The organism is uncultured Rhodospira sp., from assembly GCF_937138205.1.
GTDB lineage: Bacteria > Pseudomonadota > Alphaproteobacteria > Rhodospirillales > Rhodospirillaceae > Rhodospira.
In genome coordinates this window covers 35,016-60,868 of sequence record NZ_CAKZOT010000053.1, presented here as the reverse complement: position 1 = coordinate 60,868, position 25,853 = coordinate 35,016, and the positions used below count along the sequence as shown (strand labels likewise).

Annotated in this window: 26 protein-coding genes; 12 read left to right on the top strand and 14 right to left on the bottom strand. The window is 67.9% G+C overall.

Annotated elements, in window-relative coordinates:
• Positions 1–10: 10 nt before the first annotated feature.
• The 4 genes from Q0309_RS06940 (at position 11) to Q0309_RS06925 (ending at position 1,953) form a co-directional block, all read left to right on the top strand.
• Complete coding sequence (locus tag Q0309_RS06940; RefSeq protein ID WP_299438885.1) at positions 11–376, top strand: hypothetical protein; 366 nt, start codon at positions 11–13, stop codon at positions 374–376.
• 97 nt (positions 377–473) lie between these two features.
• Positions 474–1,232: a protein phosphatase CheZ gene (locus tag Q0309_RS06935; RefSeq protein ID WP_299438883.1), complete on the top strand. Its 759-nt coding sequence runs from the start codon at positions 474–476 to the stop codon at positions 1,230–1,232.
• Positions 1,233–1,340: 108 nt separating this feature from the next.
• Positions 1,341–1,637, top strand: a complete 297-nt coding sequence (rpmB, locus tag Q0309_RS06930; RefSeq protein ID WP_299438881.1) for a 50S ribosomal protein L28 — start codon at positions 1,341–1,343, stop codon at positions 1,635–1,637.
• A 133-nt stretch (positions 1,638–1,770) separates the two neighbouring features.
• A complete protein-coding gene (locus tag Q0309_RS06925; protein WP_299438879.1) occupies positions 1,771–1,953 on the top strand; it encodes a hypothetical protein in 183 nt (60 codons plus the stop codon).
• A 58-nt stretch (positions 1,954–2,011) separates the two neighbouring features.
• Here Q0309_RS06925 and Q0309_RS06920 read toward each other — a convergent pair whose 3' ends face one another.
• Together Q0309_RS06920 and Q0309_RS06915 are read right to left on the bottom strand one after the other, a co-directional pair.
• On the bottom strand, positions 2,012–3,079 hold the full coding sequence (locus tag Q0309_RS06920; RefSeq protein ID WP_299438877.1) for an agmatine/peptidylarginine deiminase: 1,068 nt from the start codon (positions 3,077–3,079) through the stop codon (positions 2,012–2,014).
• A gap of 61 nt (positions 3,080–3,140) precedes the next feature.
• Positions 3,141–4,055, bottom strand: coding sequence for a branched-chain amino acid aminotransferase (locus tag Q0309_RS06915; RefSeq protein ID WP_299438875.1), 915 nt, complete (start codon positions 4,053–4,055; stop codon positions 3,141–3,143).
• Positions 4,056–4,210: 155 nt separating this feature from the next.
• Between Q0309_RS06915 and Q0309_RS06910 the strand changes: the two genes are divergently transcribed.
• The 3 genes from Q0309_RS06910 to Q0309_RS06900 are packed head-to-tail and all read left to right on the top strand — an operon-like array spanning position 4,211 to position 6,816.
• Entirely contained in the window at positions 4,211–4,702 is a 492-nt protein-coding gene (locus tag Q0309_RS06910; RefSeq protein ID WP_299438873.1) for a MarR family transcriptional regulator, read from the top strand.
• Positions 4,699–5,427, top strand: a complete 729-nt coding sequence (locus tag Q0309_RS06905; RefSeq protein WP_299438871.1) for a response regulator transcription factor — start codon at positions 4,699–4,701, stop codon at positions 5,425–5,427. Before Q0309_RS06910 ends, Q0309_RS06905 begins: the two co-directional genes overlap by 4 nt.
• Positions 5,428–5,487: 60 nt before the next feature.
• Complete coding sequence (locus Q0309_RS06900; protein WP_299438869.1) at positions 5,488–6,816, top strand: ATP-binding protein; 1,329 nt, start codon at positions 5,488–5,490, stop codon at positions 6,814–6,816.
• Here the strand turns inward: Q0309_RS06900 and Q0309_RS06895 are convergent.
• The 5 genes from Q0309_RS06895 to Q0309_RS06875 all read right to left on the bottom strand — a co-directional run bounded on the left by Q0309_RS06895 (position 6,811) and on the right by Q0309_RS06875 (position 11,785).
• On the bottom strand, positions 6,811–7,452 hold the full coding sequence (locus Q0309_RS06895; RefSeq protein ID WP_299438867.1) for a GGDEF domain-containing protein: 642 nt from the start codon (positions 7,450–7,452) through the stop codon (positions 6,811–6,813). The two genes, Q0309_RS06900 and Q0309_RS06895, sit on opposite strands and share 6 nt — an antisense overlap.
• 209 nt (positions 7,453–7,661) lie before the next feature.
• Positions 7,662–8,591, bottom strand: a complete 930-nt coding sequence (locus Q0309_RS06890; protein WP_299438865.1) for an ABC transporter permease — start codon at positions 8,589–8,591, stop codon at positions 7,662–7,664.
• Between the two features lies 1 nt (position 8,592).
• Entirely contained in the window at positions 8,593–9,678 is a 1,086-nt protein-coding gene (locus tag Q0309_RS06885; protein ID WP_299438863.1) for an ABC transporter permease, read from the bottom strand.
• A complete protein-coding gene (locus tag Q0309_RS06880; RefSeq protein ID WP_299438861.1) occupies positions 9,668–11,254 on the bottom strand; it encodes an ABC transporter ATP-binding protein in 1,587 nt (528 codons plus the stop codon). Before Q0309_RS06880 ends, Q0309_RS06885 begins: the two co-directional genes overlap by 11 nt.
• Positions 11,255–11,344: 90 nt before the next feature.
• A complete protein-coding gene (locus tag Q0309_RS06875) occupies positions 11,345–11,785 on the bottom strand; it encodes a flavin reductase family protein (RefSeq protein WP_299438900.1) in 441 nt (146 codons plus the stop codon).
• A gap of 277 nt (positions 11,786–12,062) precedes the next feature.
• Between Q0309_RS06875 and motA the strand changes: the two genes are divergently transcribed.
• From motA to Q0309_RS06860, 3 genes are all read left to right on the top strand, one after another.
• Positions 12,063–12,920, top strand: a complete 858-nt coding sequence (motA, locus tag Q0309_RS06870; RefSeq protein WP_299438859.1) for a flagellar motor stator protein MotA — start codon at positions 12,063–12,065, stop codon at positions 12,918–12,920.
• 133 nt (positions 12,921–13,053) lie between these two features.
• Positions 13,054–14,091, top strand: coding sequence for a flagellar motor protein MotB (locus Q0309_RS06865; RefSeq protein WP_299438857.1), 1,038 nt, complete (start codon positions 13,054–13,056; stop codon positions 14,089–14,091).
• Between the two features lie 102 nt (positions 14,092–14,193).
• The gene (locus Q0309_RS06860; protein WP_299438855.1) at positions 14,194–14,919 is read left to right on the top strand and encodes an arginyltransferase; all 726 of its coding nucleotides are present in this window, start codon (positions 14,194–14,196) and stop codon (positions 14,917–14,919) included.
• A 12-nt stretch (positions 14,920–14,931) separates the two neighbouring features.
• On the opposite strand, the gene Q0309_RS06855 is transcribed toward Q0309_RS06860, so the two are convergent.
• From Q0309_RS06855 to Q0309_RS06845, 3 genes are all read right to left on the bottom strand, one after another.
• Positions 14,932–15,147, bottom strand: a complete 216-nt coding sequence (locus Q0309_RS06855) for a DUF3126 family protein (RefSeq protein WP_299438853.1) — start codon at positions 15,145–15,147, stop codon at positions 14,932–14,934.
• Between the two features lie 139 nt (positions 15,148–15,286).
• Positions 15,287–15,718, bottom strand: coding sequence for an Rrf2 family transcriptional regulator (locus Q0309_RS06850; RefSeq protein ID WP_299438851.1), 432 nt, complete (start codon positions 15,716–15,718; stop codon positions 15,287–15,289).
• Positions 15,715–16,173 carry a GNAT family N-acetyltransferase gene (locus Q0309_RS06845; RefSeq protein ID WP_299438849.1) on the bottom strand — a complete coding sequence of 153 codons (459 nt, stop codon included), beginning with the start codon at positions 16,171–16,173 and terminating at the stop codon, positions 15,715–15,717. Before Q0309_RS06845 ends, Q0309_RS06850 begins: the two co-directional genes overlap by 4 nt.
• 386 nt (positions 16,174–16,559) lie before the next feature.
• Between Q0309_RS06845 and Q0309_RS06840 the strand changes: the two genes are divergently transcribed.
• Both Q0309_RS06840 and Q0309_RS06835 read left to right on the top strand, forming a co-directional pair.
• On the top strand, positions 16,560–18,140 hold the full coding sequence (locus Q0309_RS06840) for a benzoate-CoA ligase family protein (RefSeq protein ID WP_299438846.1): 1,581 nt from the start codon (positions 16,560–16,562) through the stop codon (positions 18,138–18,140).
• Entirely contained in the window at positions 18,137–19,345 is a 1,209-nt protein-coding gene (locus Q0309_RS06835) for a 3-oxoadipyl-CoA thiolase (RefSeq protein WP_299438844.1), read from the top strand. The genes Q0309_RS06840 and Q0309_RS06835 overlap by 4 nt, the downstream gene beginning before the upstream one ends.
• Positions 19,346–19,365: 20 nt before the next feature.
• On the opposite strand, the gene Q0309_RS06830 is transcribed toward Q0309_RS06835, so the two are convergent.
• From Q0309_RS06830 to bcrB, 4 genes are all read right to left on the bottom strand, one after another.
• Complete coding sequence (locus Q0309_RS06830) at positions 19,366–22,032, bottom strand: bifunctional acetate--CoA ligase family protein/GNAT family N-acetyltransferase (RefSeq protein ID WP_299438842.1); 2,667 nt, start codon at positions 22,030–22,032, stop codon at positions 19,366–19,368.
• 93 nt (positions 22,033–22,125) lie between these two features.
• Positions 22,126–22,968 carry a benzoyl-CoA reductase subunit D gene (gene bcrD, locus Q0309_RS06825; protein WP_299438840.1) on the bottom strand — a complete coding sequence of 281 codons (843 nt, stop codon included), beginning with the start codon at positions 22,966–22,968 and terminating at the stop codon, positions 22,126–22,128.
• A gap of 284 nt (positions 22,969–23,252) precedes the next feature.
• On the bottom strand, positions 23,253–24,551 hold the full coding sequence (bcrA, locus tag Q0309_RS06820; RefSeq protein WP_299438838.1) for a benzoyl-CoA reductase subunit A: 1,299 nt from the start codon (positions 24,549–24,551) through the stop codon (positions 23,253–23,255).
• A gap of 18 nt (positions 24,552–24,569) precedes the next feature.
• The gene (gene bcrB / locus Q0309_RS06815; RefSeq protein ID WP_299438836.1) at positions 24,570–25,853 is read right to left on the bottom strand and encodes a benzoyl-CoA reductase subunit B; all 1,284 of its coding nucleotides are present in this window, start codon (positions 25,851–25,853) and stop codon (positions 24,570–24,572) included.

The window sequence follows — 25,853 nt, the reverse complement described above, 5'->3', positions numbered from 1 at the left end:
AGGTGTTTGCGTGACGCTGTTCGAGACCATGAAGCGGTCGCTTTTCGGTGAGACTCCTCAGCGAGCGGCCAGACAGCCGGCCCGGCCCAAGGGTGGCCGATCCACCCAGCCGCGGCCGAACCGCCAGCCGGAGCCCCTCAGCCCGGAACGCGCCGCGTTGCTGGCCGAGGCGATCCGAATCCATCGCGCCAAACGGGCGCTGCTTGAGGACCTTGCGGACGAGGACCGGTTCCTGCTGCGGATCATGGCGCACCAGATCCTGGGCGACGGCGGCGACAAGCCCCCCGACGAAACCACGCCGGCGAATGCTCCCGCAACGCCGCGAACGTCGCCACCCCCCAGGGACCCCGGAACCCGAACCGACCTGAAGGCCTGATCCATCCGGGCGTTTGGTCTATTGACGCGCCGGCCCGCCGATCACAAGGTAAGCGCCTGTTGAGGGGGGTCCTTTTATGGAAGCGTTGCGAGCCGCCATGAGCAATCTTGACGATGCTGAAACCCTCAAGCACGAGCTCCTGGGGCTGTTCGAAAGAATCCAGACCATTCGCCGGGAAATCGCCTCGATCCGCCGCCCGGGCGACCCCAAGGACCGGTTCGCGACCATGTCGGACGAACTCGACGCCATCGTCGAGGCGACTGAAACGGCGACCAACGGCATCATGGAAAGCGCCGAGGCCATCGACTCAATCGTCCTGTCCCTGCGCCCCGAGATCACCGACCCGGACGTGGCCGCCCGCCTGGATCCTGTCCCGGACCACATCGGCCGGATCTTCGAGGCCTGCAGTTTCCAGGACATCACCGGCCAACGCATCACCAAGGTTGTCAAGACCCTCCAGTACATTGAAGAACGAGTGAACAACCTGATCCAGGCCTGGGGCGAGGACGCCCTGGCCACGGTCGACGCCCGTGACGAAAACGAGACCATGGCCCCGGACGATGAACGGCGCCTGCTGCATGGGCCGCAGTTGCAGGGCGAGGGTGTCAGCCAGTCCGATGTGGACGCGATGCTGGAGGGGCGCCCGCCGGACCCGTCAAGCCAGCCCGGGCCGGATCAACAGGCCAGCCCGCGCTCGAAGGACACGGACACCCGCGAATCCGGTGGAACCAAACCCGCGCAGTCTCCGCCTTCCGACGACAAGGCGACCAAAAAAGACGACAAGGGCGGCAAGGACGACAAAGACGGGCCGTCCGGTGGCATGGGTCAGGGCGACATCGACAAGCTGTTCGGGTGAGTGCGGCACTGGGACGGTCGATGTAATCCTTGACGGATCGGGCCGTTCTGGCTAGACACCACCCCTCCAAACGACAACCGTGACCCCCCTGTTGAAAAGGATCTGGCCATGGCCCGACGTTGCGCCGTGACGGGCAAGGGCGTGCTGACTGGCAACAACGTCAGCCACTCCAACATCAAGAGCAAACGCCGCTTCCTTCCAAACCTTCAGGTGACGTCGCTGATGAGCGAGTCCCTGAACCGGACGGTCCGTGTGCGCCTGTCGACGCACGGGCTGCGGACGATCGAACACATGGGCGGGATCGATGCGTTCCTGATGAGCACGGCGGACGCGAAGCTCGCCCCGGAACTGCGGAAGATCAAGCGCTTGGTGGTGAAGGCGGCCGAGGCCAAGGCCGCCGCCTGACGGTCGGCCGGCGTTGGCGCCGGCCTCGGAATATCCTTGCATTCCCTCCGGTTTGGTTTTTACCTGACACGTGACCATGGTGGCCGGGCACGACGCCCGGTCACGGACTCTGTGCTTGTGAGTGGGTGCTGTCATGATCTTCGGGCTGGACCCTTATGTCTTTTATGCCCTCGCCGCCGTCACGATGGTCATTTTTATGCTGTTGTTGTTCACGCTGTTCCGGCTGATGGAATCGATGTCCCGGATCTCCCTGAGTGTTTCGGACCGGACATCCGATCTTCCGGCTACGCCGGACCAACCGGCGAACGACGAGTAGCATCGCACCGGTCCCGCGCCATCCCCACCGCCCGACACCGTTCGGCGTGGCGCGGGTGTTATCCCGCGCATCCGCCCCGCTGCCGCGCGGCCGGCTGGTGCAGCGTGATGCAATGGATATTGCCACCGCCCAGGGCAATCGTCGCGCCCTCGGGCAGCATGACCACGTCGTGGTAGGGAAACGCCTCGCCGACCACCGCCCGCGCCGCGTCATCCGTCTCCAGACCGAACCCCGGCATGACGACGCCGCCGTCGGCGATGTAGGCGTTGACGTAGGATCGCGCCACGGGCCGGCCGTCAGTGCCCCGGGTTCCCTCGACATAGGGCACGGGAATGATCTCCAACTGGCGGCCCAGGGCATCCACCGACTCCAGGAGCACCCGTTCATTCTCCCGCAGGCGCGTGTTGTCCGGGTGAGCGGTGTCGCGCGGCGGTTCGACCATCATCACCACCCCGGGGCGCACGAATCCGGCCACGGTGTCCACGTGCCCATCTGTGTCATGGTCGTCCGACAGCCCGTGCGGCAGCCAGATCACCGTCTCGACCCGCAACAGGTCCATGAGGTGACGCTCGATGGCCGCCCGATCCAGCCCCGGAGTCCGGTTGGGGTTCAAAAGGCACGATTCGGTCACCAGCAGGGTGCCTTCCCCGTCGCCGCAGATCGCCCCACCCTCCAGGACAAGCGGCGCCCTGAGCGCGGGCGCGCCGATCCGCGCGGCGATCGCCCCGGCCAGGGCATCGTCGGCGTCGGTCCGCGCGGAGCGCCCTCCCCAGCCGTTGAACACCCAGTCGATGGCAACGCTGGCGCCGTCGTCGTCGACCAGCAGCGTCGGGCCGGTGTCGCGCACCCAGGAGTCGTCGATCGGCTGCGCCCAGACCTCGATGTCTTCGCCGCAGCGACGGCCCGCGTCCGCCTCATCATCGGGATGCGCCACCATGGTCACCGGCTCGAACGCCCGGATCGCCTGGGCCACGGCGGCATAGGCATCGCGGGCAGCGTCCAGGTGGGATCCCCACAGGGCGGCATTGCCGCGCGGCCAGCACATCCAGCATCGGTCGTGCGGTTCGAACTCCCCGGGAAGCCGGAAGCCGTCGAGGCCCAAGACCCCTGATTCTGGCGATGTCATCGCTGGCCTCGCTTTGAGTGCCCGGCCTGGACTGTTCAGGCCCAGTCCCGCTGTCGGGCCGTCACGCCGCCGAGGTGGATGCCGACGCTGTCAGGTCGTCACGCCGCCCCACCGCGCGATCATAGGCCTCGATCAGCAGCCGCGTCACCCGCCCCGGCGTGAAGGTGTCGGTGCCAATCTGCCCGACCGGCGTCACCTCGGCGGCCGTGCCGGTCAGGAACACCTCCTCCGCTTGGGCCATCTCCTCCGGCATGATGGGCCGCTCAACGACCTCGATCCCGGCCTCTGTCGCCAGCCCGATGACCGTGCGCCGGGTGATGCCATCAAGGAAGCAGTCCGGCACCGGCGTATGCAGCTTGCCGTCCGGCATCAGGAAGAAGATGTTGGCGCCGGTGGCCTCGGCGACCCGGCCGCGCCAGTCGAGCATCAAGGCATCGTGGAAGCCCTCCTGCTCCGCCTTGTGCTTGGACAGCGTGCAGATCATGTACAGGCCGGCGGCCTTGGCATGAACCGGGGCCGAGCGCGGGTCCGGCCGGCGCCAGTCGGAGATCGCCAGCCTGATCCCGGCCATGCGGGCTTCCGGCGAGAAGTAGGAGGGCCACTCCCAGGCGGCGATGGCCAGGTTGATGCGGTTTTTCTGCGCCGAGACCCCCATCATCTCCGAGCCGCGCCAGGCGAGCGGCCGCACATACCCGTCGGTGATTCCGTTGGCCTTCAAAACCACATCATGGGCGGCATTGATTTCCGCGACGGAATACGGGATTTGGAATCCCATCAACCGGGCCGACTCGTGCAGCCGTTCGGTATGCTCGGTCAGCTTGAAGACCGCCCCGTTGTAGACCCGTTCGCCTTCGAACACCGAAGAGGCATAATGCAGACCATGGGTCAGCACATGCACCTTGGCCTCGCGCCAGTCCACCAACTCACCGTTGAACCAGATGGTGCCGTCGCGATCATCAAAGGGACTCGTCGCCATGGTCTCTCGCCTCCCGGAGATGGAATCTGTCCTCAAAAGACCCTGAACCGGTAACATCGTTAGGACAATATGTCAACAAACCTGACTTATATTTCCCCATGCAGCCTGCGCATGGCAGCGCTGCCCGCTCCCGGCGCAGGCAAGGACCGCGTTCGATGACCGACACGAAACCCGGCGCCAACCCGCTGTTCCTGCGCGACGAGGAGCTTCGCCAGGCCATCGAGCTGCTGTTCTTCGCCTATCGGGACTTCACGTCCGAGGCCGACGCCATGCTGGCCCGTCACGGCTTCGGCCGGGCGCATCATCGCGTGATCTACTTCGTCGGCCGCCATCCCATGATCTCGGTCAGCGCCCTGCTGGATACCCTGCGCATCACCAAGCAGAGCCTCTCCCGGGTGCTGAGCCAGCTCATTCGCGACGGGTTCATTGTCCAGCATCGTGGCACGTCCGATCGGCGCCAGCGCTTGCTCGAACTGACCGAAAAGGGGATCGAGATCGAACGGCAACTGACCGAGGCCCAGCGCCAACGCATCGCTCGCGCCTATCGCGAGGCCGGCGGCGAGGCCGTGCATGGGTTCCGGGCCGTGCTGCTGGGCATCATGGATCCGCCGGACCGTGGTCGGTTCACAGGGAAGGGCTCGCCATGACCGCCGACCTAGACCGGCCGGACCCGGCGCACAGCCCCCATGTTCTGGTGGTGGATGACGATGAGCGCCTGCGGGCCTTGCTGACCCGGTATCTATCGGACAACGGATTCGTGGTGACCGCCGCCGATGGCCCCGCCGAGGCGAGGGCGCACCTGACCGCCCTGGCCTTTGACATCCTGGTGGTGGACGTGATGATGCCGGGCGAGGATGGCCTGTCCCTGACGCGGTCGCTGCGCGAGACGAGCAGCGTGCCGATCCTCATGCTGACCGCCATGGGCGACCCGGATGCGCGGATCCGGGGGCTGGAGGCCGGGGCCGACGACTACCTGCCGAAACCGTTCGAGCCGCGCGAGCTGGTCCTGCGCATCAACAGTATCCTCCGCCGCCTGGCCGAGCAACCTGCCGTTACGACAACGGTCGCAGAACCACCGCCCCTCCTGCGCTTCGGGCCGATGGTGCTCGACTTGCGCCGGCAATCCCTGAGTCGCGATGGAGAGCCGGTCCACCTGACCACGACGGAACTCCAGTTGCTCATGGTCCTGGCCGAACGGCCCGGCGAGGTCATATCGCGCGACGACCTCGCCGACTTGACGGGCACAGGCGCCAATCCCCGGGGAGTCGATGTGCAGGTCACCCGTCTGCGCCGCAAGCTTGAGCAGGATCCGCGCGTGCCCCGGTATCTTCACACCGTGCGTGGCCGCGGGTATCTGCTTCGGCCGGACTGAGCCCGGCACGCCTGCCCGGCCGCCGGGTCCGCCCACTCCTCACACAGAGGCCCGCCCGCCATGCTCCCGTTCCGTCCGTTCCGGCTGCTCAAGCGCCTGGTGCCCCGGGACATCCTGGGGCGCTCTCTGCTGATCATCGTGATCCCGCTTCTGATCCTGCAGATCATCACCGCCTACGTTTTTTTCGATCGTCACTGGGACATCGTGGCCCGCCGCCTCAACAACGCGGTCGCCTCGGAAATCGGGCTGGTCGTGCGCCTGATCCGGGACTATCCCGGCGAGGAGATGCAGGAATGGGCCTTCAGCGTCGCCCGCATCACGCAGGGCCTCGTCTTCCGGTTCACGCCCGCCGGGCAGTTGCCCGACATTCCGGCCATGCGGAGCGATCCGATCGAACGCGCGCTGCGCCAGCGCATGGGCGGCTACATCCCCTACCCGTTCGTCATCGACGGTCGGCCGGGCGACCACATGCTGACGGTGCACATCCAAAGGCCCGATGGTCTCCTGTCGGTGGACGTGTGGAAGGAACGCCTGTTCACCGAATCGATTTTCCTGTTCGTGTTCTGGATGGCCAGTTCGTCCATCGTGCTGTTCGGGGTCGCCGCCATTTTCATGCGCAACCAGGTCCGGCCTCTGTTGCGACTGGCCCGCGCGGCCGACGCCTTCGGCAAGGGCCGCGAGGCCCCGAACCTGCGCATCACCGGCGCCACCGAGGTCCGGCAAGCGGCCCGCGCCTTCATCGCCATGCGCGACCGCATCCGCCGCCAGATCGACCAGCGCACCGCCATGCTGGCAGGCGTGTCGCACGACCTGCGCACGCCGCTCACCCGCATGAAGCTGCAACTGGCCATGCTGGATGGCGTGGAGGGCATTGACGATCTGCGCGCCGACGTCGCCGAGATGGAGCGGATGGTCGACGCCTACCTCGATTTCGCGCGCGGCGCCGGCACCGAGACCGCGCACCCCACTGACCTGGGGGCGGTCCTCCAACAGGTCGTGGAGCGATATCGCCGATCCGGCGGTGAGATCACACTGACGGTGCCGAAGTCCATCACGCTGCCTCTGAAACAGCAGGCGTTCGAGCGGTGCGTCGGCAACATCGTCGGCAATGCCGTGCGCCATGGCGGCCGCGTGGACGTCCAGGCGGTTCTGCGCGGCGAGCGCGCCGAGGTGATCGTGGACGACGACGGCCCGGGCATCCCCGCCGATCAGCGGGAAACCGTCTTCAAGGCATTCCAGCGGCTGGAGAGCTCACGCAATCTGAAAACGGGGGGCATGGGGCTGGGGCTGACGATCGCGCGCGACCTGGTGCGCGGCATGGGGGGCGACATCGCCCTGCTGGACAGCCCCCTGGGAGGGCTGCGGGTGCGTCTGACCCTGCCGCTATGACACCAGGCGCGCCCGCCGCGCCCGTTTGTGCCGGTACATGTCCTCGTCGGCGCGAACCAAGGCCTCCTCGACCGCCAGGCCCGGCTCCAGCACGCAGATGCCACAGGAGACGGACAACGGCTGCGCTCCGTCGGGCAGCGCCACGCTGCGGCGGGACACCCCGTGCTGAATGCGGGCGCGGACCTGCTCGGCGCCGGCCCGCCCCATGTCCATCAACACGACGCCGAATTCGTCGCCGCCCAGTCGACCGACCAGATCGGACGCGCGGGTACACTCGATCAGGGTCTCGGCCACCTGCCGGATGGCCGCGTCGCCGGCCGCGTGGCCGCCCCGATCGTTGATCGGCTTCAGGCCGTCCAGGTCCAACATCAGCAGTGCGAGATCCTGGGCCTGCCGGTCGGCATAGGCGACCATGCGGTCCAGTTCGCGGAAAAAGGATCGCCGGTTGCGCAGGGGCACCAGCGGATCGGCGTCCGCCAGGGTTTCCGCCTGGGTCAGACGGGCGCGCAGGGCCTCCCGGTCGTCATGGAGCCGACGGACCTCATCCGCCAGCAGCTTGAGCACCCCGCGCACCGCCGGCGTCATGTCAGACTCGGGGATGCCCGGAAACAGAGAAATCGGAAAAGACTGAACCATGGCGGGCCTCGCCGTGACGCACGCGGGCTCCGCCGCCTGACCAACGGGGTAGTCCCCTACCAAGGGAGTAGGGAAGGGCGTTCGACAGGTGGTCTGCATGGGCGGTCACCCCCTCCACGTTGACTGCACGCGGTTGTCATACCGAGGGGCAGGTTAACAGCGCGTAAGGCCGCGGTAAAGGGAAAAGTTAAAGTCGCGTATGAAGCTTTTTACCGTACCGCCTTGAAAGGCTTGCCAATACAGGATGGGGCGTTCAAGCGGATGCGCGCGCGGTCGCGGGAAATCAGCACCAGCACCACGATGGTCGCCAAGTACGGCAGCATCGACAGGATGTGCGACGACACCGCCAACCCCGCCCCCTGGGCGTGAAGCTGGACGATGGTCACGCCGCCGAACAGGTAGGCGCCCAACAGCACCCGGCCCGGCTTCCAGGTGGCGAAGACCACCAGCGCCAGCGCGATCCAGCCGCGCCCGGCGGTCATGCTCTCCACCCACATGGGCGTGTACGCGAGCGACAAATACGCCCCGCCCAGCCCCGCCATGGCGCCGCCGAACAGCACGCACAGCAGGCGGATCACGAGCACCGGATAGCCGAGCGCATGGGCCGCGTCGTGATTCTCGCCGATGGCCCGGATCACCAGTCCGGCCCGGGTGCGGTACAGGACCCAGCTCACGGCGGCGGTCAGGGCCAGCGAGGCATAGACCAGCGGGTCCTGGGCGAACAGCACCGGGCCGACCAGCGGCAGCTCGAACAGGCCCGGGATGTGGACCGGCCCCAGGCCGCTGATGGGGATACCGATGAAGTCCTTGCCGATAAAGGCGGACAGCCCGACACCGACGATGGTCAGGGCGAGCCCGGTCGCCACCTGGTTGGACATCAGGCCGAGGGTCAGGGTGCCGAAGATCAGGGCCATCGTCATCCCGGCCAGCAGCGCCACCAGCAGGGCCAGCGCCAGACTGCCCGTGGCCACCGCCGTGGCGAACGCGGCCACGGCGCCGACCAGCATCATTCCTTCGACGCCCAGATTCAGCACGCCGGACTTCTCGGCCACGAGTTCGCCCACCGCCGCCAGCGTCAGCGGCGTCGCGGCCCGGATCATGGCCACCAGCAGCGCGACGAGGCCGTCAAGTCCTTCCATCTCAGGCCCCTCCCCGCGCCGGGTTCACGCGGCGGCCGAACCGGATACGATGGTGGATCAACACGTCCGAGGCCAGCAGGAAGAACAGCGTCAGCCCCTGGAACACCCCAGTCACCGCGCGCGGAAGGCCGAGTTCAATCTGCAGGGTGTCGCCGCCCAGGTAGGTCAACGCCATGAACAGGCCGGCCAGCAGAATGCCCACGGGATGCAGTCGGCCGAGAAAGGCGACAATGATGGCCGTGAATCCGTAGCCGGGTGAGATCTGGGGATGCAACTGGCCGATGGGGCCGGCGACCTCGACCATGCCGGCCAGCCCGGCCAGTCCGCCGCCGCACATCAACCCCAGCCAGATCACGCGAGTCTGGCTGAACCCGGCATAGCCGCCGGCGCGCGGCGCCAGCCCGATCACCGTCACCTGAAAGCCGATGAAGGCGCGCATCAGCAGGACCCACACGGCGGCGACGGCGGCCAGCGCGAACAGCGCGCCCGCGTGCAGGCGCGTCCCCTCCACCAGGGCCGGCAGCAGCGCCGAGGGACCGAACAGCGCCGATTCCGGAAAGTTGAAACCACCCGGATCGCGCCACGGCCCATGCACCAGGTATCCCAGCAGCAACTCGGCGACGTAGGTCAGCATCAGACTGACCAGGATCTCGTTGGCGTTGAACCGCGTCCGCAGCAGGGCCGGGATGGCCGCCCAGGCCATGCCGCCGAGTATGCCGGCCACCACCATCGCCGGCAGCAGCCACGGAACGGACGCCTCGCCCGCCCACAGGGCGAGCCCGCCGGCGAAGATGGCGCCCAGGATGAGTTGCCCCTCGGCGCCGATGTTCCACACATTGCCCCGGAACCCGACCGCCAGCCCCAGGGCGCACAGCACCAGCGGGGTGGCCTTCACCACCAACTCTGCCCATCCGAACGCCGTGGTCAGCGGGGCCACGAAAAACGCCCACAGGGCTCGCACCGGGTCCTGACCCAGGGCCGCGAACAGAATCAGGCCAGCCAGCATGGTCAGGCCCGCCGCCACCAGCGGCGTCAGGTAGACCATGACGCGGGACCGCTCCGGACGCGCCTCCAGTCTAGGCCACATGCGCCGGCCCTCCCCCCGCCTGGGCGACCTTGCCGTCGTCGAACAGGCCCCCCATCAGCACGCCGATGTCCTCGGCCGTCACGGTGTGGGTCGGCCGGCTCTCCGACACGCGGCCGCTGGCGATCACGGCGATCCGATCCGACAGGGTGTAGAGCTCATCAAGGTCCTGCGAGATCACCAGGATCGCCGCGCCCTGGTCGCGCAGGTCCACCAGCGCCTGGTGGATCGCGGCGGCGGAGCCCGCGTCCACGCCCCAGGTCGGGTGGGCCGCCACCAGCACGCGGGGTTGCTGCAGGATTTCCCGGCCGATGATGAACTTTTGCAGGTTGCCGCCCGACAGGCTTCGGGCCTCGGCACCATGGCCGCGCGCGATCACGTTGAAGGTTTCCATGACCCGTCCGGCGAAGTGCCGTGCCCGGCCGTGGCGCACCAGGCCGCGCCGCACCAGGCCGCCGTGCCGGTAGGCCGACAGAAGGGCGTTGTCGGCCAGGGTCAGGTCCGGGACGGCCCCCTGCCCCAACCGCTCCTCCGGCACCACGGCGAGCCCCAGGTCGCGGCGCGCGCGCGGCCCGAGAAGCCCCGCCGCCGTCCCGCCGATCCGGATGGTGTCCGGTCGCGACACCCGGCGTTCCCCGGACAGCGCCCGCATCAAAGCGTTCTGGCCGTTGCCCGCGACACCCGCCAGCCCCAGGATCTCGCCCCCCCGCACCGCCAACGACACGTCCCGCAGGTCGGTGCCGCGCGGATCGTCGCGGTCCAGGTCCAGGCCGGCCACCTCCAGCAGGGGGCCGACGCCATCCTCCTCGGTTCGCCGGCGTTCCGTCAGGTCCGGTGGCTCGACGCCGATCATCAGGCGCGCCAGCGACCGCGCACTTTCCTGCCGGGGGTCCACGGTGGCCACCAGCCGGCCGCCGCGCAGCACCGACGCGCGGTCGCACACCCGGCGGATTTCATCCAGCTTGTGGGAGATGTACAGGATCGAACAGCCCTCGTCGCGCAGCCGGCGCAGCACGTCGAACAGGGCCAAGGCCTCGTTCGGCGCCAGCACCGAGGTCGGCTCGTCGAGGATGATCAGCTTCGGTGCCCCGAGCAGGCAGCGGATGATCTCGACGCGCTGGCGCTCGCCCACGGACAGCTCATGGACATGGCGGTCCGGCTGGATGGCCAGCCCGTAGCCGTCGGAGACCGCGCGCACGCGCGTTGACAGGGCCTCGACCGTCTCGCGCGTCTCCAGGCCGAGGGCCACGTTCTCGGCGACGGTCAGGGATTCGAACAGGGCGAAGTGCTGGAACACCATGCCGATTCCCAGCCGCCGGGCCTCCCCCGGGCTGCCGATGCGAACCGGGCGCCCCTCCCACAGGATCGTGCCGGCGTCGGCCGCCAAAACCCCGTGGACGATTTTCATCAGTGTCGATTTGCCGGCCCCGTTCTCGCCCAACAGGGCATGGATCTCGCCCGCGCGGACGGCAAGGTCGACGCCATCATTGACCACGACCCCGGGGAAGCGTTTGCAGATCCCGCGCAACTCCAGACGCGGCGGGGCGGGATCCGGCGGGCTGGGGACGGGAGTCGCCATGGTCTGCCTGTTCTGATGTCGCGGCGCACCGCGCGCCGGCAGGCTGAGGGGCCACGGGCCGGGCCGGACGCGACTCGTCCCTGTCCGCCGTCAGGCAAGGGCGTGGTAAGTGCCGCGGAAATGGATCAGGGGCTGGGCCGCGTCCACAACGGCCGTGTTAGTGACCGCGCCGACGATGATGTCATGATCCCCGCCGGGCAAGACCGCGTGCGTGTCGCATTCGATGTGGGCGAGGCTGTCCGCGATCACCGGCGCGCCATTGGCGCCGGGCGCATGGTCCACGGTGTCGAATCGGTCGTCGCGCTTTTGGGCAAACCGGACCGAGATCTCGCGTTGCGCCTCGCTCAACACGTTGACGACAAAAGGACCCTGCCGGAAGGCGTCAAGCCCCACCGTCCGGTGGCCGAGACAGATGAGGACCAGGGGTGGCTCCAGGGAAAGCGAACAGAACGCGCTGACGGTCAGGCCCACCGGGCTTCCCTCCGCGGTCCGGGCCGTGACCACCGTCACCCCGGAGGCGAAGCAACCCATGGTTTTTTTGAATGCCTCAAGATCTACTTTCATGTGCGGCGCCTTCCCTTCGGTGGCCTTTCGGGGGTGATACTCCATCACGCCGGAGGCGCCAATGTCTGATTTCCTTTGGATACGCCGCGATGTTCAGATTATGTCAAGCTTCTCGGGGGATCATCCCTCGGGCATTTCGGGAATGTCCGCCATAGGATTCGCCCGCAAGCCGGCAAGGCGCTATGATCGTCAGCCATGGCGGGTCTGGCCTTGGCTGGCTGCTGAAACAGGATCACGATTCTAAATGCTCGTTATCATCGGCACGATCGTTGCGACCGTCTGTGTGCTCGGGGGTTATGCCCTGCATGGCGGTCATCTCTACGTCCTCTGGCAGCCCTACGAATTCATCATCATTTTCGGCGCCGCGATCGGCGCGTACCTCATCGGCGGCTCCAAGACGCTGCTGTCGAACACGGTCAAGTCAATTGGCCCCATGTTGCGGGGGCCGAAGTACAAAAAGTCGCACTACCTGGAACTTCTGACGCTTCTTTACACACTGTTCCGGCTGGCCAAGACGAAGGGTGACCTTGCCCTGGAAAGCCACGTGGAGAAGCCGGAGGAGAGTTCGATTTTTCAGAAGTTCTCGGGGTTTTCCTCCAACCACCATAACCTTGAGTTTCTGTGCGACTATCTGCGCCTGCTGACGCTCGGCTCGAACAACGCTCACGAATTGGATACCATCATCGACGGCGAGATCGAGGCGCATCACAAGGAAAACCATGACGTCTCCGCGGCGGTTCTCACCATGGCCGACGCCTTGCCCGCGCTCGGTATCGTGGCAGCCGTTCTCGGCGTGATTCACACCATGGGCTCGATCACCGAGCCCCCCGAGGTCCTGGGCAAACTGATCGGCGCCGCCCTTGTCGGCACATTCTCGGGCGTGCTGTTCTCCTATGCGTTCTTCGCGCCGTTCGGCAAGGCCATCGGCGCCGCCTATGACGCCGAAACCGAATACCTGAACTGCATCAAGGCCGCCCTGCTGGCCCACATGCAGGGGTATGCCCCGCAGGTGTCGGTCGAGTTCGCCCGCAAGATTCTGTCGCCGTCCGTCCGCCCGACGTTTGCCGAGGTCGAAGACGCGGTCGCCAATGCGGCGGGCTGAGGCCCCGGGCTCGCGTCGGCATGGCCATCAGTTCACGCTTTGCTAAACAACCGGCCGTAAAGTAGCTTCGGTATCGACGCGGCCGGGCGGCCGCATCCGCAACGAACACACGGGCAAACGACAGCGGCAGGCAATGGCCGAGGAAAAGAGCACCGTCGTCATCAAGCGCATCAAGAAAGGCGGGCACGCCCACCATGGTGGGTCGTGGAAGGTGGCCTATGCCGACTTCGTCACCGCCATGATGGCCTTTTTCCTGTTGCTGTGGCTGCTCAACTCGGTCACGGAAGAACAGTTACACGGTATTTCCAACTATTTCGCCCCGACCGCGGTTTCCGAAAGCACCAGCGGCGCCGGCGGGATGCTGGGCGGCCAGATTGTCGGCCAGGGCGCCAACCAGTCGCAAAGCGCCTCCCCCACCGCGCAGCCGACTCTGCCGCCGCCGACCGTCGGTTTGGGCGGCAACGACTTCACCGACCCGGCCGAGGGGCTGTCGCTGGACGAAACACAACCCGATTTCCCGTCCGGCGAGGACGAGAACATGGGGCCGGGCGAAGGCCCCAGCGAGGACGACGGGCAGGCCGCCGCCGCCGAGGCCGACAAGGCCCAGGCCGAGGCCGCGCAAGAGGCCAGCTTTGACGACGCCGCCCAGGCCCTGCGCCAAGCCATCCAGGCCGTGCCCGACCTGGAACAGTTGCAGGACAGCCTGGTCATCGAGGAAACCGAGGACGGTCTGAAGATCCAGTTGCTGGACCAGGACCGCCTGGCCATGTTCCCGGGCGGCTCCTCGGCCATGTACGAGCACACCCGCCTGCTGTTGAAGCTGGTGGGCCAGGCCATCGGCGGCTTGCCCAACAAGCTCATGATCACCGGCCACACCGACGACGCGCCGTTCACCGACCCGACCGGGTACAGCAACTGGGAACTGTCGGCCGACCGCGCGCTGGCCAGCCGCCGCGTCCTGCTGGCCTCTGGCATCGAACCGAGCCGCATCGACGGCGTGGTCGGCAAGGCCTCGACCGAGCCGCTGATCCCGGGTGACCCGGATGATCCCCGCAACCGCCGGATCGACATCGTCGTGCTCCGCGATGCAGAGCTGTACGACCAAGCGCAGGCGGAAGAGGTGCCGACGCTGCCGAGCATCATCGACCTGCGCCCCGCCAACGACCTTTAGGCGATCCGGTCGATAGCGACGCCGCGCATTGGGGTTGGCGGGCGTCGGCAGGGCCGCCATATTGCCCCAAGCAAATCGGTTCCAGACAACGGCAGTGGGTCCATGGACCAGGCACCGCTCAAGCGTCCGCAGTTCTTCTTCACCACGGCCCCGATGCCGTGCCCGTACCTGGATGGCCGGTTGGAACGCAAGATCGTCACCGACCTGTCCGGGCAGAGCGCCGACGCGGTGCACGATGCCCTGTCACGCGCCGGGTTCCGACGCAGCCATACCATTGCCTACGCCCCCGCCTGCCCTGGATGTCAGGCGTGCCTGCCTGTGCGAATCGTCGTCGACGAGTTCCAGCCGAGGGGCACGCTGCGGCGCGTCGCCAAGGCCAACACCGATCTAGCGGCCACCCTGCGGCCCGCCGTGGCAACGGCCGAGCAGTATCACCTCTTCTCGCGCTACCAGCAGCACCGCCACGGCGAAAGCGACATGGCCCTGATGGGCTTCTTCGACTATCGCTCCATGGTCGAGGACAGCCCCATCGACACCGCCGTCGCCGAGTTCCGCGCCGAGGACGGGTCTCTGCTGGCCGCCTGCCTGCTGGACCGAATGGCCGATGGACTGTCGGCGGTGTATTCGTTCTTCGACCCCGACGCCCCCTCCAAGCGCAGCCTGGGCTCGCAGATGGTGCTGTGGCTGGTGCACCAGGCCCACGCGGAGGGGCTGGACTACGTCTATCTCGGGTACTGGATCGGCGAGTCCCGCAAGATGGCCTACAAGACGCGCTTCCAGCCGCTGGAAGCCTTCGGGCCGGAGGGATGGTATCGCCTGGAGACGTAGCGGCGACGCTGGCTATCGGCTCGGCAAATCGACGTCCAGGATGGTCATGTTGAAGTCGTAGGAGACCTCGCCCTCGTCCGTGTCCTTGTAGAGGGTCCCCAGGAACTCCTTGCCCAGCCACACCTCGACCGGGTCGTTGGGCTTCTTGGGCACGGTCAGCGTAATGCCGTCGTTGCCGAAGACCCGCTGCATATAGGTCTGGACCTGGTTGATTTCCTGGCGATTCACCGCTGCACCCCCATGACTGGTCGAGTCCACCCCCGCCCGGGCGGGACCCGGACATATGTCTTGTGGGGTTGCAACACGGATCGCCCCACCTGGTCAATGCCCGTGGGGCCGGTTGCACCAAGGGCAGGCCTGCCCCGCATCACGCCGCCGGCGGAGCGTTCCACTGTGACCGCCGGATCATCTTCAGCATGGTTTCCACCGTAATCGACGACAGCGTGGCGCGCGTCAGGATGTCGATTTCCTCCATCACCGAGCGCAGGGCCCGCCCCTCGGCTGTGTCGTCGCCAGGCTCGCGGTGAGAGGCGGCGGGCGTGCCCACCGTTTCGAACGCGCCGATGATGTCCAGCAAGGTGACCCGGCGCGCGTTGCCGACGAACCGATAGCCGCCGCCCACGCCCCGTACCGCCTCGACGAGTCCCAGTCGGCCGAGCGTACGCAGCACCTTCGACAAGTGATTGAGCGAAATGCCGTACTTCTCGGCGATCTCTGCGGCCGCCACCTGCCGGTCCGGCTGGGCGGCCAGTTCAAGAATCGCAAACAACGCATGGCGGGTCGCCATTTGCAGGTTCATCCCGCCAACTCCTTCTCAAGCTGAATGAAGGGCCCGCCCACCATGCCCTGGCTGCGAAAAAACGACATGATCAGAAGGGCATCGCGGGCCAGCATGGTGCGGATGGTCTTCACGCCGGCCTGCCGGAACCGCTCGCACAGACCGTCGAACAGCAGACTGCCGACGCCGCGCAGGCGCACGTCCTGCGGCACGCCCAGGGCAAACACCCAGCCGCAGGGTGGAGACCCGAATTCCCAGGCGCGGACCTCGCCAACAATGAAGCCGACGAAGCGGTCCCCATCCGAGGCGACCAGGATGCACCCTTCGGACCCATTGCCGAATCGATCGAAAACCCCGCGCCAGTAGTCCGGCTTCGACATGCCGGTCATCTCCTGGTCCAGCGCGATGATGGCGTCCAGGTCGGCCGGTGTGGCGGGGCGAATGGTCGGGGTCAAAGGAACCGGGACGTCGGACACGTCCGAACCTCCTTGCAAACGTGGCGCGGACAGATTGTTCCGCAAATGAAGCAATACCAGTACCAGAATACCTGTTATGGCGTCCGGTGGCCACCGGGATGAGGGCGAGGTGCGCTCCGGCCCGCGCCCAGGAGCGGCTTTTCGCGTTTCACGGACCCGCCCGGCGCGGCCCACACCAAAAGAGGGGTTGAGCGACCGAACCTTGACAGCACAGAGGCAAGATGTCAAAACGAGCAAAGGCGCACCACTTTGCTGGAATTGCGCCGGAACCTCCGGACACGCGCGGGACAGGTCCCTGCCCGCCTGTCCGTCCGGATGCGATGGAGACCGGAATTCGGCCCTGAACCAACGAGGCCGAACCGGGCCACGGGGAGGAGACACGCACCATGCCGGAGCCTTCGCGCGCGGTGGGGCCGGGACATGACCTAGCCTTTCCAGATGGCTTCAACGCCGCCACGGCTTTCATCGACCGCCACCTGACCGAGGGACGCGGCGACAAGGTCGCCCTTCGCTGGGCGCGCGGCGAGGTCACTTACGCGGGCGTTGCCGCCAACGTGAACCGATGCGCGAACGCCCTGGCCGACTCCGGCCTGGCGCGCGGCGACCGTATCATGATGATCGTCAAGGACTGCCCGGCCTTCTTCTACGTGTTCTGGGGCGCCATCAAGGCGGGTTTCGTGCCCGTTCCGGTCAACACGATGCTGCGGTCGGGCGACTTCGCCTTCATGATCGAGAATTCCGAGTGCGCCGCCCTGGTCTATTCGGTCGAATTCGCCGGCGAGGTCACGCCCGCCCTGGAGGCGGCGCCGCATCGACCGCGTCTGGTGGTCGAGGTGGACGCGGCCGGCGCCTGCTCGCTGTTCGAGGCCGGACCCGACACATTCGAGGCGGTGCCGGCCGGCGAGGACCAGGACTGTTTCTGGCTGTACTCCTCCGGCTCCACCGGGCGCCCCAAGGGGGCGGTGCATCGCCACCGCGACATGGTGGCCACCAGCGAGCTGTACGGCGTGCGCACCCTGGGCATCCGCGAGGACGATGTGTTCTTCTCGGCGGCCAAGCTGTTCTTCGCCTATGGTCTGGGCAACGGCATGACGTTTCCGTTGTGGGTGGGCGGGACGGCGGTCCTGCTGGACACCCGACCGACACCGGACAGCACGTTCGCGACCGTCGAGCAGTACCGCCCGACGCTCTATTTCGGCGTTCCCACACTGTACGCCGCCCAGTTGCAGGCGCTGGACCACGCCAAGCCCGATCTGTCCTCGGTGCGCCTGTGCGTCTCCGCCGGCGAGGCCCTGCCGGCCGACATCTTCCGGCGTTGGAAGCAGCGCACCGGCCTGACGATCCTGGACGGCATCGGCTCCACCGAGGCGCTGCACATCTTCATTTCCAACCGCGAGGACGACGTCAAACCCGGCTCCAGCGGTCGCATCGTGCCGGGGTACGAGGCCCGCATCGTCGACGAGACCGACCGCGAGGTTCCCCAGGGTGAGGCCGGGCGTTTGTTCATCAAGGGGCCCTCCACCGCCCGCCGCTACTGGCGCAATCCCGAAAAGACCGCCGCCACCATGCTGGGTGACTGGCTCAACACCGGCGACACCTACTATCAGGACGAGAACGGCTATCTGTTCTACAGCGGGCGCTCGGACGACATGCTGAAGGTCGGCGGCATCTGGTGTTCGCCGTTCGAGATCGAGGGCGCGTTGATCGAGCACCCGGCGGTGCTGGAGGCCGCCGTTGTTGGTCGTTCGGACGACGCGGGTCTGGTCAAGCCGGAGGCGTGGCTGGTGCTGGCCGATGGCGTCCGCCCGACCGACTCCCTGCGCGAGGCCTTGCAGCAGCACTGCAAGCAGGCCCTGGCGCCCTACAAGTTCCCACGCGACCTTCATTTCATCGATGAACTGCCGAAGACCGCCACCGGCAAGATCCAGCGCTTCCGCCTGCGGCAAGGCCTGGACCCGGCGGTATGATCGACGCGTACATTTATGACGGCCTGCGCACCCCGTTCGGGCGCCACGGTGGCGCCCTGGCCGGGGTGCGGCCCGACGATCTGGCGGCCGGGCTGATCCGCGCCCTGGTGGCGCGTCTGCCGGCGGAGGCCATGTCCCGCATCGAGGACGTGGTGCTCGGCTGCGCCTGTCAGGCCGGCGAGGATGGCCGCAACGTCGGCCGCAACGCCGCCCTGGTCGCCGGCCTGCCGGTGGAGGTGCCGGGCGCCACCGTCAACCGCCTGTGCGGCAGCGGCATGACGGCGGTGGTGGACGCGGCCCGGGCCGTGCGCGTCGGCGAGGGCGACCTGTTTCTGGCCGGCGGGGTGGAGTCCATGACCCGGGCGCCGTTCGTGATGGCCAAGGCCGAAGCACCCTATGCCCGCGACATCCGCATGTTCGACACCACCATCGGCTCGCGCTTCCCCAATCCGGCGCTGGTGGGGCCGCACGGCGACGACACCATGCCCCAGACCGCCGACACCGTGGCCCGGGAGTTGGGGATCAGCCGCGAGGACTGTGACGCTTTCGCGCTGCGGTCCCAGCAGGCCTACGCGCGGGCGCGCGCGGCGGGTGTCTTCGACGACGAGATCCACCCGGTCCCGGTCACGCCACCCGGCCGCAAGGCGCAACCCCGGTCGGTGGACGCCGACGAGCATCCCCGGCCGGAGACCACGGCGGACTCGCTGGCCCGGCTGCGTCCGCTGGCCGACGGCGGCGTGGTGACCGCCGGCAATGCCTCTGGCATCAACGACGGCGCCACCCTGGTGTTGGTCGGCGGCCCGGACATGGCCGACGCGACGGGCATGGCGCCCCTGGCCCGGGTGCGAGCGGCGGCGGTGGCGGGTGTGCCGCCCCGGGTGATGGGACTGGGGCCGGTGCCGGCCTCGGCCAAGGCGCTGGCGCGCGCCGGGCTGCGGCTGGCCGACATGGACCTGATCGAGATCAACGAGGCGTTCGCCGCGCAGGTGCTGGGCTGTTGCCAGCAGATGGGGCTGGCCGCCGACGATCCGCGCCTGAACCCCGACGGCGGCGCCATCGCCATCGGCCATCCGCTGGGGGCGTCGGGCGCCCGGCTGGTGCTGCACGCCGCGCGGGCCTTGCGGCGGCAGGGCGGGCGCCACGCCTTGGTCACCCTGTGCATTGGCGTCGGCCAGGGGATCGCCGTGGTGCTCGAAGCCGCCTGAGCCGGCAGACGGCCCCGTCTTTAATGCGCGTTCCCGCCGGTGCGGATGACGCAGTCCATGACCTCCGGGTCCGACGTCCGCCCGACCGAGAACCCGCACCGCTTGGCCAGGCGCAGCATGGCCTCGTTGTCCGCCAGCACCTGGGCGCCGATTTCCCCCGTGCCGCGCGCCCGGTGATAGCGGACGATCTTGTCCACCAGGATGGTGCCCAGCCCCGTCCCCTTCAGGTCGGAGCGCACCAGGATGGCCAGTTCCCCCCGACGGTTGTCCGGATCGGTGACCGTGCGCACCACGCCCAGGGTTTCCGGCTGCCCATCGGCGGCGCGGGGCCGCGAGGCGATGAAGGACATCTCGCGGTCATAGTCGATCTGGGTCAATCGGGCGAGCTGGTGGTGCTTCAGCTCCCGCACCGCGCCGAAAAAGCGATAGCGCAGGTCCTGCGGCGTGACCCGGGCCACCAGGTCGGCGTGGGCGGGCTCGTCCTCGGGACGGATCGGCCGCAGCGTCACCGTGCTGCCGTCGTACAGGGTGGCCGGCTCTTCCAGGTCGCTGGGATAGGGCATGATGGCGAAGCGCCGGCGGTCGGAGCCGTCCACGGGCGCCACCCGAATACGGGCATCGACCACCAGCACCCCCTGCTCATCGGCGAACAGCGGGTTGATGTCACAGGCCACGATCTCCGGGTTGTCGACGATCAGGTGCGACAGACGCACCAGCGCCTGGGCCAGCGCCTCGCGGTCGGCGGCAGGCCGGAAACCGTGCGCCTCCAGCCGGCGCGAGACGCGCGTGCGGGCGATCATCTGTCGGGCGAGCGGCGGATTGAGCGGCGGCAGGCCGATGACGTGGTCGCGCAGCACCTCTACCGCACGCCCGCCCTCGCCGAACACCAGCACCGGGCCGAACAGCGGGTCGCAGGCGCTGCCCAGCATGAGCTGGCGGGCGTTGGGTCGCAGCGCCATGCGCTGCACGGCGAAGCCCTGGACGCGGGCGTCGGGCCGGTGTTGCCGCACGCGGTGCAAAATGCCCTCGGCGGCGGCGCGCACGGCGGCGCCGTTTTCCAGGTTCAACGCCACCGCGCCCACGTCCCACTTGCGCGGCAAATCGGGCGAGGCCGCCGTCAGGGCCACGGGGAAGCCCATCCGCTCCGCCGCCCGCGCCGCGTCCTCGGCGTCGGTGGCGGGCACGCTGGGCACCGTGGGCACGCCATAGACCGCGAGCAGGGTGCGCGCGGCGGCATCGGTCAACAAGCCGTCGGGATCGGCCAAGCCGTGCTGGACCAGGCGGCGGGCCGCCTCCCTGTCGGGTTGATGGTCGGCGCTATCCGACGGCGGTGTTTCCAGCAGCATGTCCTGGTTGCGGGCATGGTGGACCACATGCCGGAAGCCGCCCACGGCGGCGCGGATGCTGGTGAAGACCGGCAAGCCGGCCTCGGTCAGCACCCGGCGCGCGGGCATGGCGGCGTCGGCGCCGATCCAGCAGGCCAGCACGGGACAGCCATGACGGCGTGTGGCCTCGACCACCGAGCGCGCCGTCGCCATCGCATCGGCCATGGGTGTGGGCACGTGGACCACCAGCACGACGTCCAGGCCCTCGTCCTCGGCCAGCACCGCCAACGCCTCGCCGTACCGCTCCGGCGCCGCCGCCAACCCAAGGTCCACCGCCGAGTCGCCGATGCCGCCGGGAATGGCGATGTCCTCCAGGCGGGCGCGCGTGTCGGGCGACAGGGTGGCCGGGCGCCCCCCGCTGGCGTGGGTGATCTCGTCCCACGCCATGGTGAGCGCGCCTTCGCCGTTGGCCAGCACGGCCAGCCGCTCGCCGCGCAGGGCGCGCGCGCGGGCCAGCGTCTCGGCCCCCTCGAACAGTTCGTCCAGCGAGCCAACGCGCAGCGCGCCGGCCCGGCCGACGGCGGCGTCGAACACGTCGTCGGGCGCGGCCAGGGCCTCCGACAGGAACGGACCGATCTGGCGGTTCAGGTCGTCGCGGCCCGTCTTGACCAGCAGCAGCGGTTTGTTGCGGGCGGCGGCGCGGGCGGCCGGCATGAACTCGCGGCGTTCGGTGATGGACTCGATGAACAGCAGGATGGCGCGGGTCTCGGGATCGTTGGCCAGCACGTCCATCATGTCGGCGAAATCGACGTCCGCCGCCTGACCCAGCGAGACGAAGCACGAAAAGCCGACCCCACGCGGGCGCGCCCAGTCCAGCACCGACACCCCCGGCACGCCCGACTGAGAGACAAAGGCCACGTGTCCGGGCTGTGCCGGCACATGCGCGAAGCTGGCGTTCAGGCGCGCCTGTGGCAGGATCAGGCCCAGGCTGCCGGCGCCGAACACGCGCACGCCGTGGGTCCGGGATGCCTGTCGGATGGCGGCGGGGTCCACATCCAGGGCGACGACAATGGCCCCGGCGGTGCCGCGCGCGCCCAACTGGCCCAGGGTCTCCGGAACCTGCCGGCCGGCGACGCACAGCACCGCCAGATCGGGCGCCACCGGCAGGTCGGCGACGGACCGATAGGCCAGCACGCCGGCGACGGCTTCCTCCCGGGGGTTCACGGGCATGACCGGCCCCGGGAAGTTGCCCTCCAGCAGATTGCGCATGACCACGTTGCCGAACCGTCGGGGCCGCGCCGAGGCACCGATCACCGCCACCGACCGCGGCGCCAGGACACGCGAAAGACCGAGAATGGACATACCGACGACCCCGGAGTGTGGACCCTCCGGGCACAATAGCGGATCCGGCGAGGCTGCAAACCCCGGGCAAAGGCTCCGTGCCGGTGTGCCCTCCTACGCCGCCGCCCGGCCCTGGGCCGCCAGTTTCTCGTAGCGGAAGGCGCCCCACAGCGCGGCGCCGATGGCGCCGGCGTGGATGGCGTCGGGGTGGCTGCGCGCACGCAGGGCCACCTTCTCTTTCTCCAACGCCGCGTTCAACGCCGACATCAGGCCCACATCCAGGCCCAGGCCGCCGGTCATCAGGGCGATGCCGTCCTTGGCGCCGATGGACTTCAGCAGCTTGGCCATGCGCACCGCCATGGACACATGGACGCCGCGCAGGATGCTGCCGGCCGGAATGCCGCGCGAGACCATGTTGATCACGTCGGTCTCGGCCAGCACCGCGCAGATGGAGGAGACCTTCTCGGAGTCCCCCGCCGCCTGCGACAACGGCCCGATCTCGTCCTGGGCGATGCCCAGGTAGCGCGCGATGTTTTCCAGGAACTGGCCGGCGCCGGACGCGCACTGGCTGGTCATCTTGTAGGCCAGCACCTTGCCGGCCCCGTCCACGCGGATGGCGCGGCCGTTCAGCGCGCCGACGTCCATCACGGCGCGGGCCTCGGGGTCGAGGAACACCGCGCCGCGCGCGTGCGTGGTCATGGAATAGAAGTGGCCGGTGGTGAAGGTCAGGCTTTCCGCGTCGCCTGTCGAGGCCACATAGGCCACGTCGTCCCGGCGCAGCCCCTGGGCGTCCAGCAGGCCCTGGAAGCTGTCCTCGGCCAGTTGGAACGGGTCGCGGTTGCGGATGCGCAGCACCTCGCGGCCGAGCCATTCGGTCTCGGCGCCGTTGACCCGGAACAGGACGGTCTTGACGCAGCCCGCGCCGATATCGACGCCGCCGGTGATCAGGTTGCTCATGGTGTGGTCCTCTCGCCCTGTTTCAACTGCTGTTGGCTCTGGCGTCCTTGCGTCGCGGTTCACTCGACAGCTGCCACATTCACACTGTTTTTCCGCTCGTGCGCGGGATTGCCGACCGTTTCGGCCAGGAGCGCCGTCATTGCGAGCCCGCGTCTTCAGATGCGGGCGAAGCAATCCAGAGCGAAAGACGCCCACCGTTGCCCTGGATTGCTTCGTCGCTTCGCTCCTCGCAATGACGGAGCAGGGTTGGCAAAGCCCTTTGAGGAGGAGGACGGGTGGCTGCGCTACTGCGTGACCGCCCGGACGGCGAACGTGGCGCCGCCCAGGGCGCCGGTGTAGATGGAGTCCGGGTCGATGTTGATGGTCACGTCGCCGTAGTTTTCCTTGATGAGCGCGCGCAGTTCCTTGACGGCGGCACCGTTCTTGGCCACGCCGCCGGTGAAGGTGAACTCGTCCTGAACCCCGCCGGCGCGCGACAGGATGGAAATGGCGCGCAGGATGATCGCCCGGTGCAGCCCGGCCAGGATATCCTCGCGCTTCTCGCCCAGGGCCAGACGGTTGCGCAGCTCGGCCCCGGCGAACACGGTGCAGGTGGAGTTGATGCGCACCTGCTTCGTGGCCTTCAGCGCCATCGGGCCGAGTTCATGCAGGCCCATGCTCATCTCGTCGGCGATGTAGCCCAGATAGCGGCCGCACCCGGCGGCGCAACGGTCGTTCATCTGAAAGTTCTCGACAATGCCGTTCGGGTCCACCTGGATGCCCTTGGTGTCCTGACCACCGATGTCCAGCACCGTGCGCGTGCCCGGGAACATCATGTGCGCGCCCAGGCCGTGGCAGAGAATCTCGGAGCGGATGTGTTCCTTGGGGAACGGCAGGCGCACGCGGCCGTAGCCGGTGCCCACCACGTAGGATTCCTCCAGCGGCACGGCCAGCGTGTCCTTGAGCACCTGGGCGACCTCCGGCCCGCCACCGGCCGCACCGGACTTTTCCAACGCCCGCAGGAAGGTGCTTTCCATGGTCGCGGTCGGCTCGCGGTTTTCCACGGCGATGATCGACTTGTCGTAGACGTTGAGGATGAGGTCGAAGGACAGCCCGGCGTCCTTGCAGGCCGCCTCCGCCGCGTGCATGAAGCCACCCCCGGCCAGATCGCGGAAGAAGTCGGACTTGCGCGCCACGCCGGGGGCGAACAGGTCGCCCGAGTCCTCCCGCAGGCGGGTGAACACCGTGGCAATGACCCCCCGGGCCACGGCGCGTACGTCGGCCAGACGCGGCGTTCCGGTGTTCTCCAGGCAGGTTTGTTCGAGATCTTCCAGCTTTTCCAGGTACTGGACGTGGCGGAAGTTCCGCTCGATGTCGGCCAGGATATCGTCAACCTTGCCGGCCAGGGTCGGAAACGCCGACAGGCTGTTTCGGAACAGGGTCAGGCGCGTATCGATCAGCGCCTCCTGCTTGGCGACGGCGGCGGCCGTGTCGTAGTTGGAGCGGGAATTGGTGATCCCCCGCCCCATGACCCGGCAGGTGTCGTCCATCACCACGGCCTTTGTAGTGGTGGAGCCCAGGTCAATCCCGATGAAGCAGCGCATGGGGTGTCGTCCCTCTGATCAGGCGGCTTTGTTGGCGCCGCGGCGCTTCTGGTCGATCATCTGGAAATAGCTTTCCAGCCGGTTCTTGACGTTGGCCGGCGAGAAGTAGCGGGGATCGACCAGATCGGTCTCGATGAAGGCGCCGGGCTTGCCGGTGCGGCGCTCCACCTCGCGCATGATCATCAGCTGCCCGGCGCTGAAGCTGTTACAGCTCTTGATCGAGTTCACCAGCAGGCCGTCGGCCTCGTAGTCCTCGACGTATTGGGCAAGGATGTCGACGCGGCTGGGCAGGTTGCGGTTGGTGTAGCAGCCCAGGCAGTACTCGGCGAGCGAGCGCAGCGGGTCGGCCGGATCGTGGCGGAACCCCAGGTCGTACATGCCGCCGACCTTGGTGTAGCTGGAGGCCACCACCACCGCGCCCTCGTCGGCGAACATCTGCCAGAACTCACGGAAACTGGTCCAGTTGGGCGGCCCCTCGACCACCAGCCGGTATTTCTGGTCGGTCAGAACGCTACCGTCCGGCAACGTCGGCCCCTGACCGGCGTCGAGGCGCGCCTTCACCTCCTGACGAAGGGCGGTGTAGTAGTCCACCGCCTCTTCGGTGCCGCGAAAGGCGGTGAAGATGGGGCCGATGTAGTAGACGCCGCCGAAATAGGCGTCGATGGGCGATGGCTTGTGTTTGCCCGTCTCCAGGCACCAGACCAGATCGTCCTCGGCCTTCGCCGACAGGGCGAGGATTTCGCGCAGCCGGTCGATGTCGAACTTGACGCCGGAGACCTCCTCCAGCCCCGGAATAATGACCTCTTTCAACTGCTTGACCACGTAGTCGATCATGTTCGGCGTGGAATGGCCGTCGCCCTCGTAGGGGACATGCAGCATCAGGGTCGGGCACTTGTACTCGGCGCGCAGCAGTTCGAACCACTTCATGAACGTGTAGCAGCCGGTGTAGGACAACAGCAGCACGTCGGGCTCGGGAAACGGCTTGCCGTTGGGGGCGATGTTGCCGCGCCCCATCATGCCGATGTCGGCCTTGACGTAGGTGCAGACGTCCTCGGAATGGCCGCCCTTCTCCGCCTCCATGATGTAGTCGCCCGACAGGCGGCGCATCCCGTTCTGGATGGCGTTGATCTCCGGCAGGTTGTTGAGGATGCCGAAGCACATCAGCAGTTCGTTCAGGTTGCCGGGCACGAACGTCGAGGAGACCTTGCGTCCGGTTTCATGCGCGGAGGTGATCGCGTCATAGTTCCCGGCGATCATCTCCTTCTGGAGCAGCATGGACGGCTCTTTGACGGCTACGGTCAT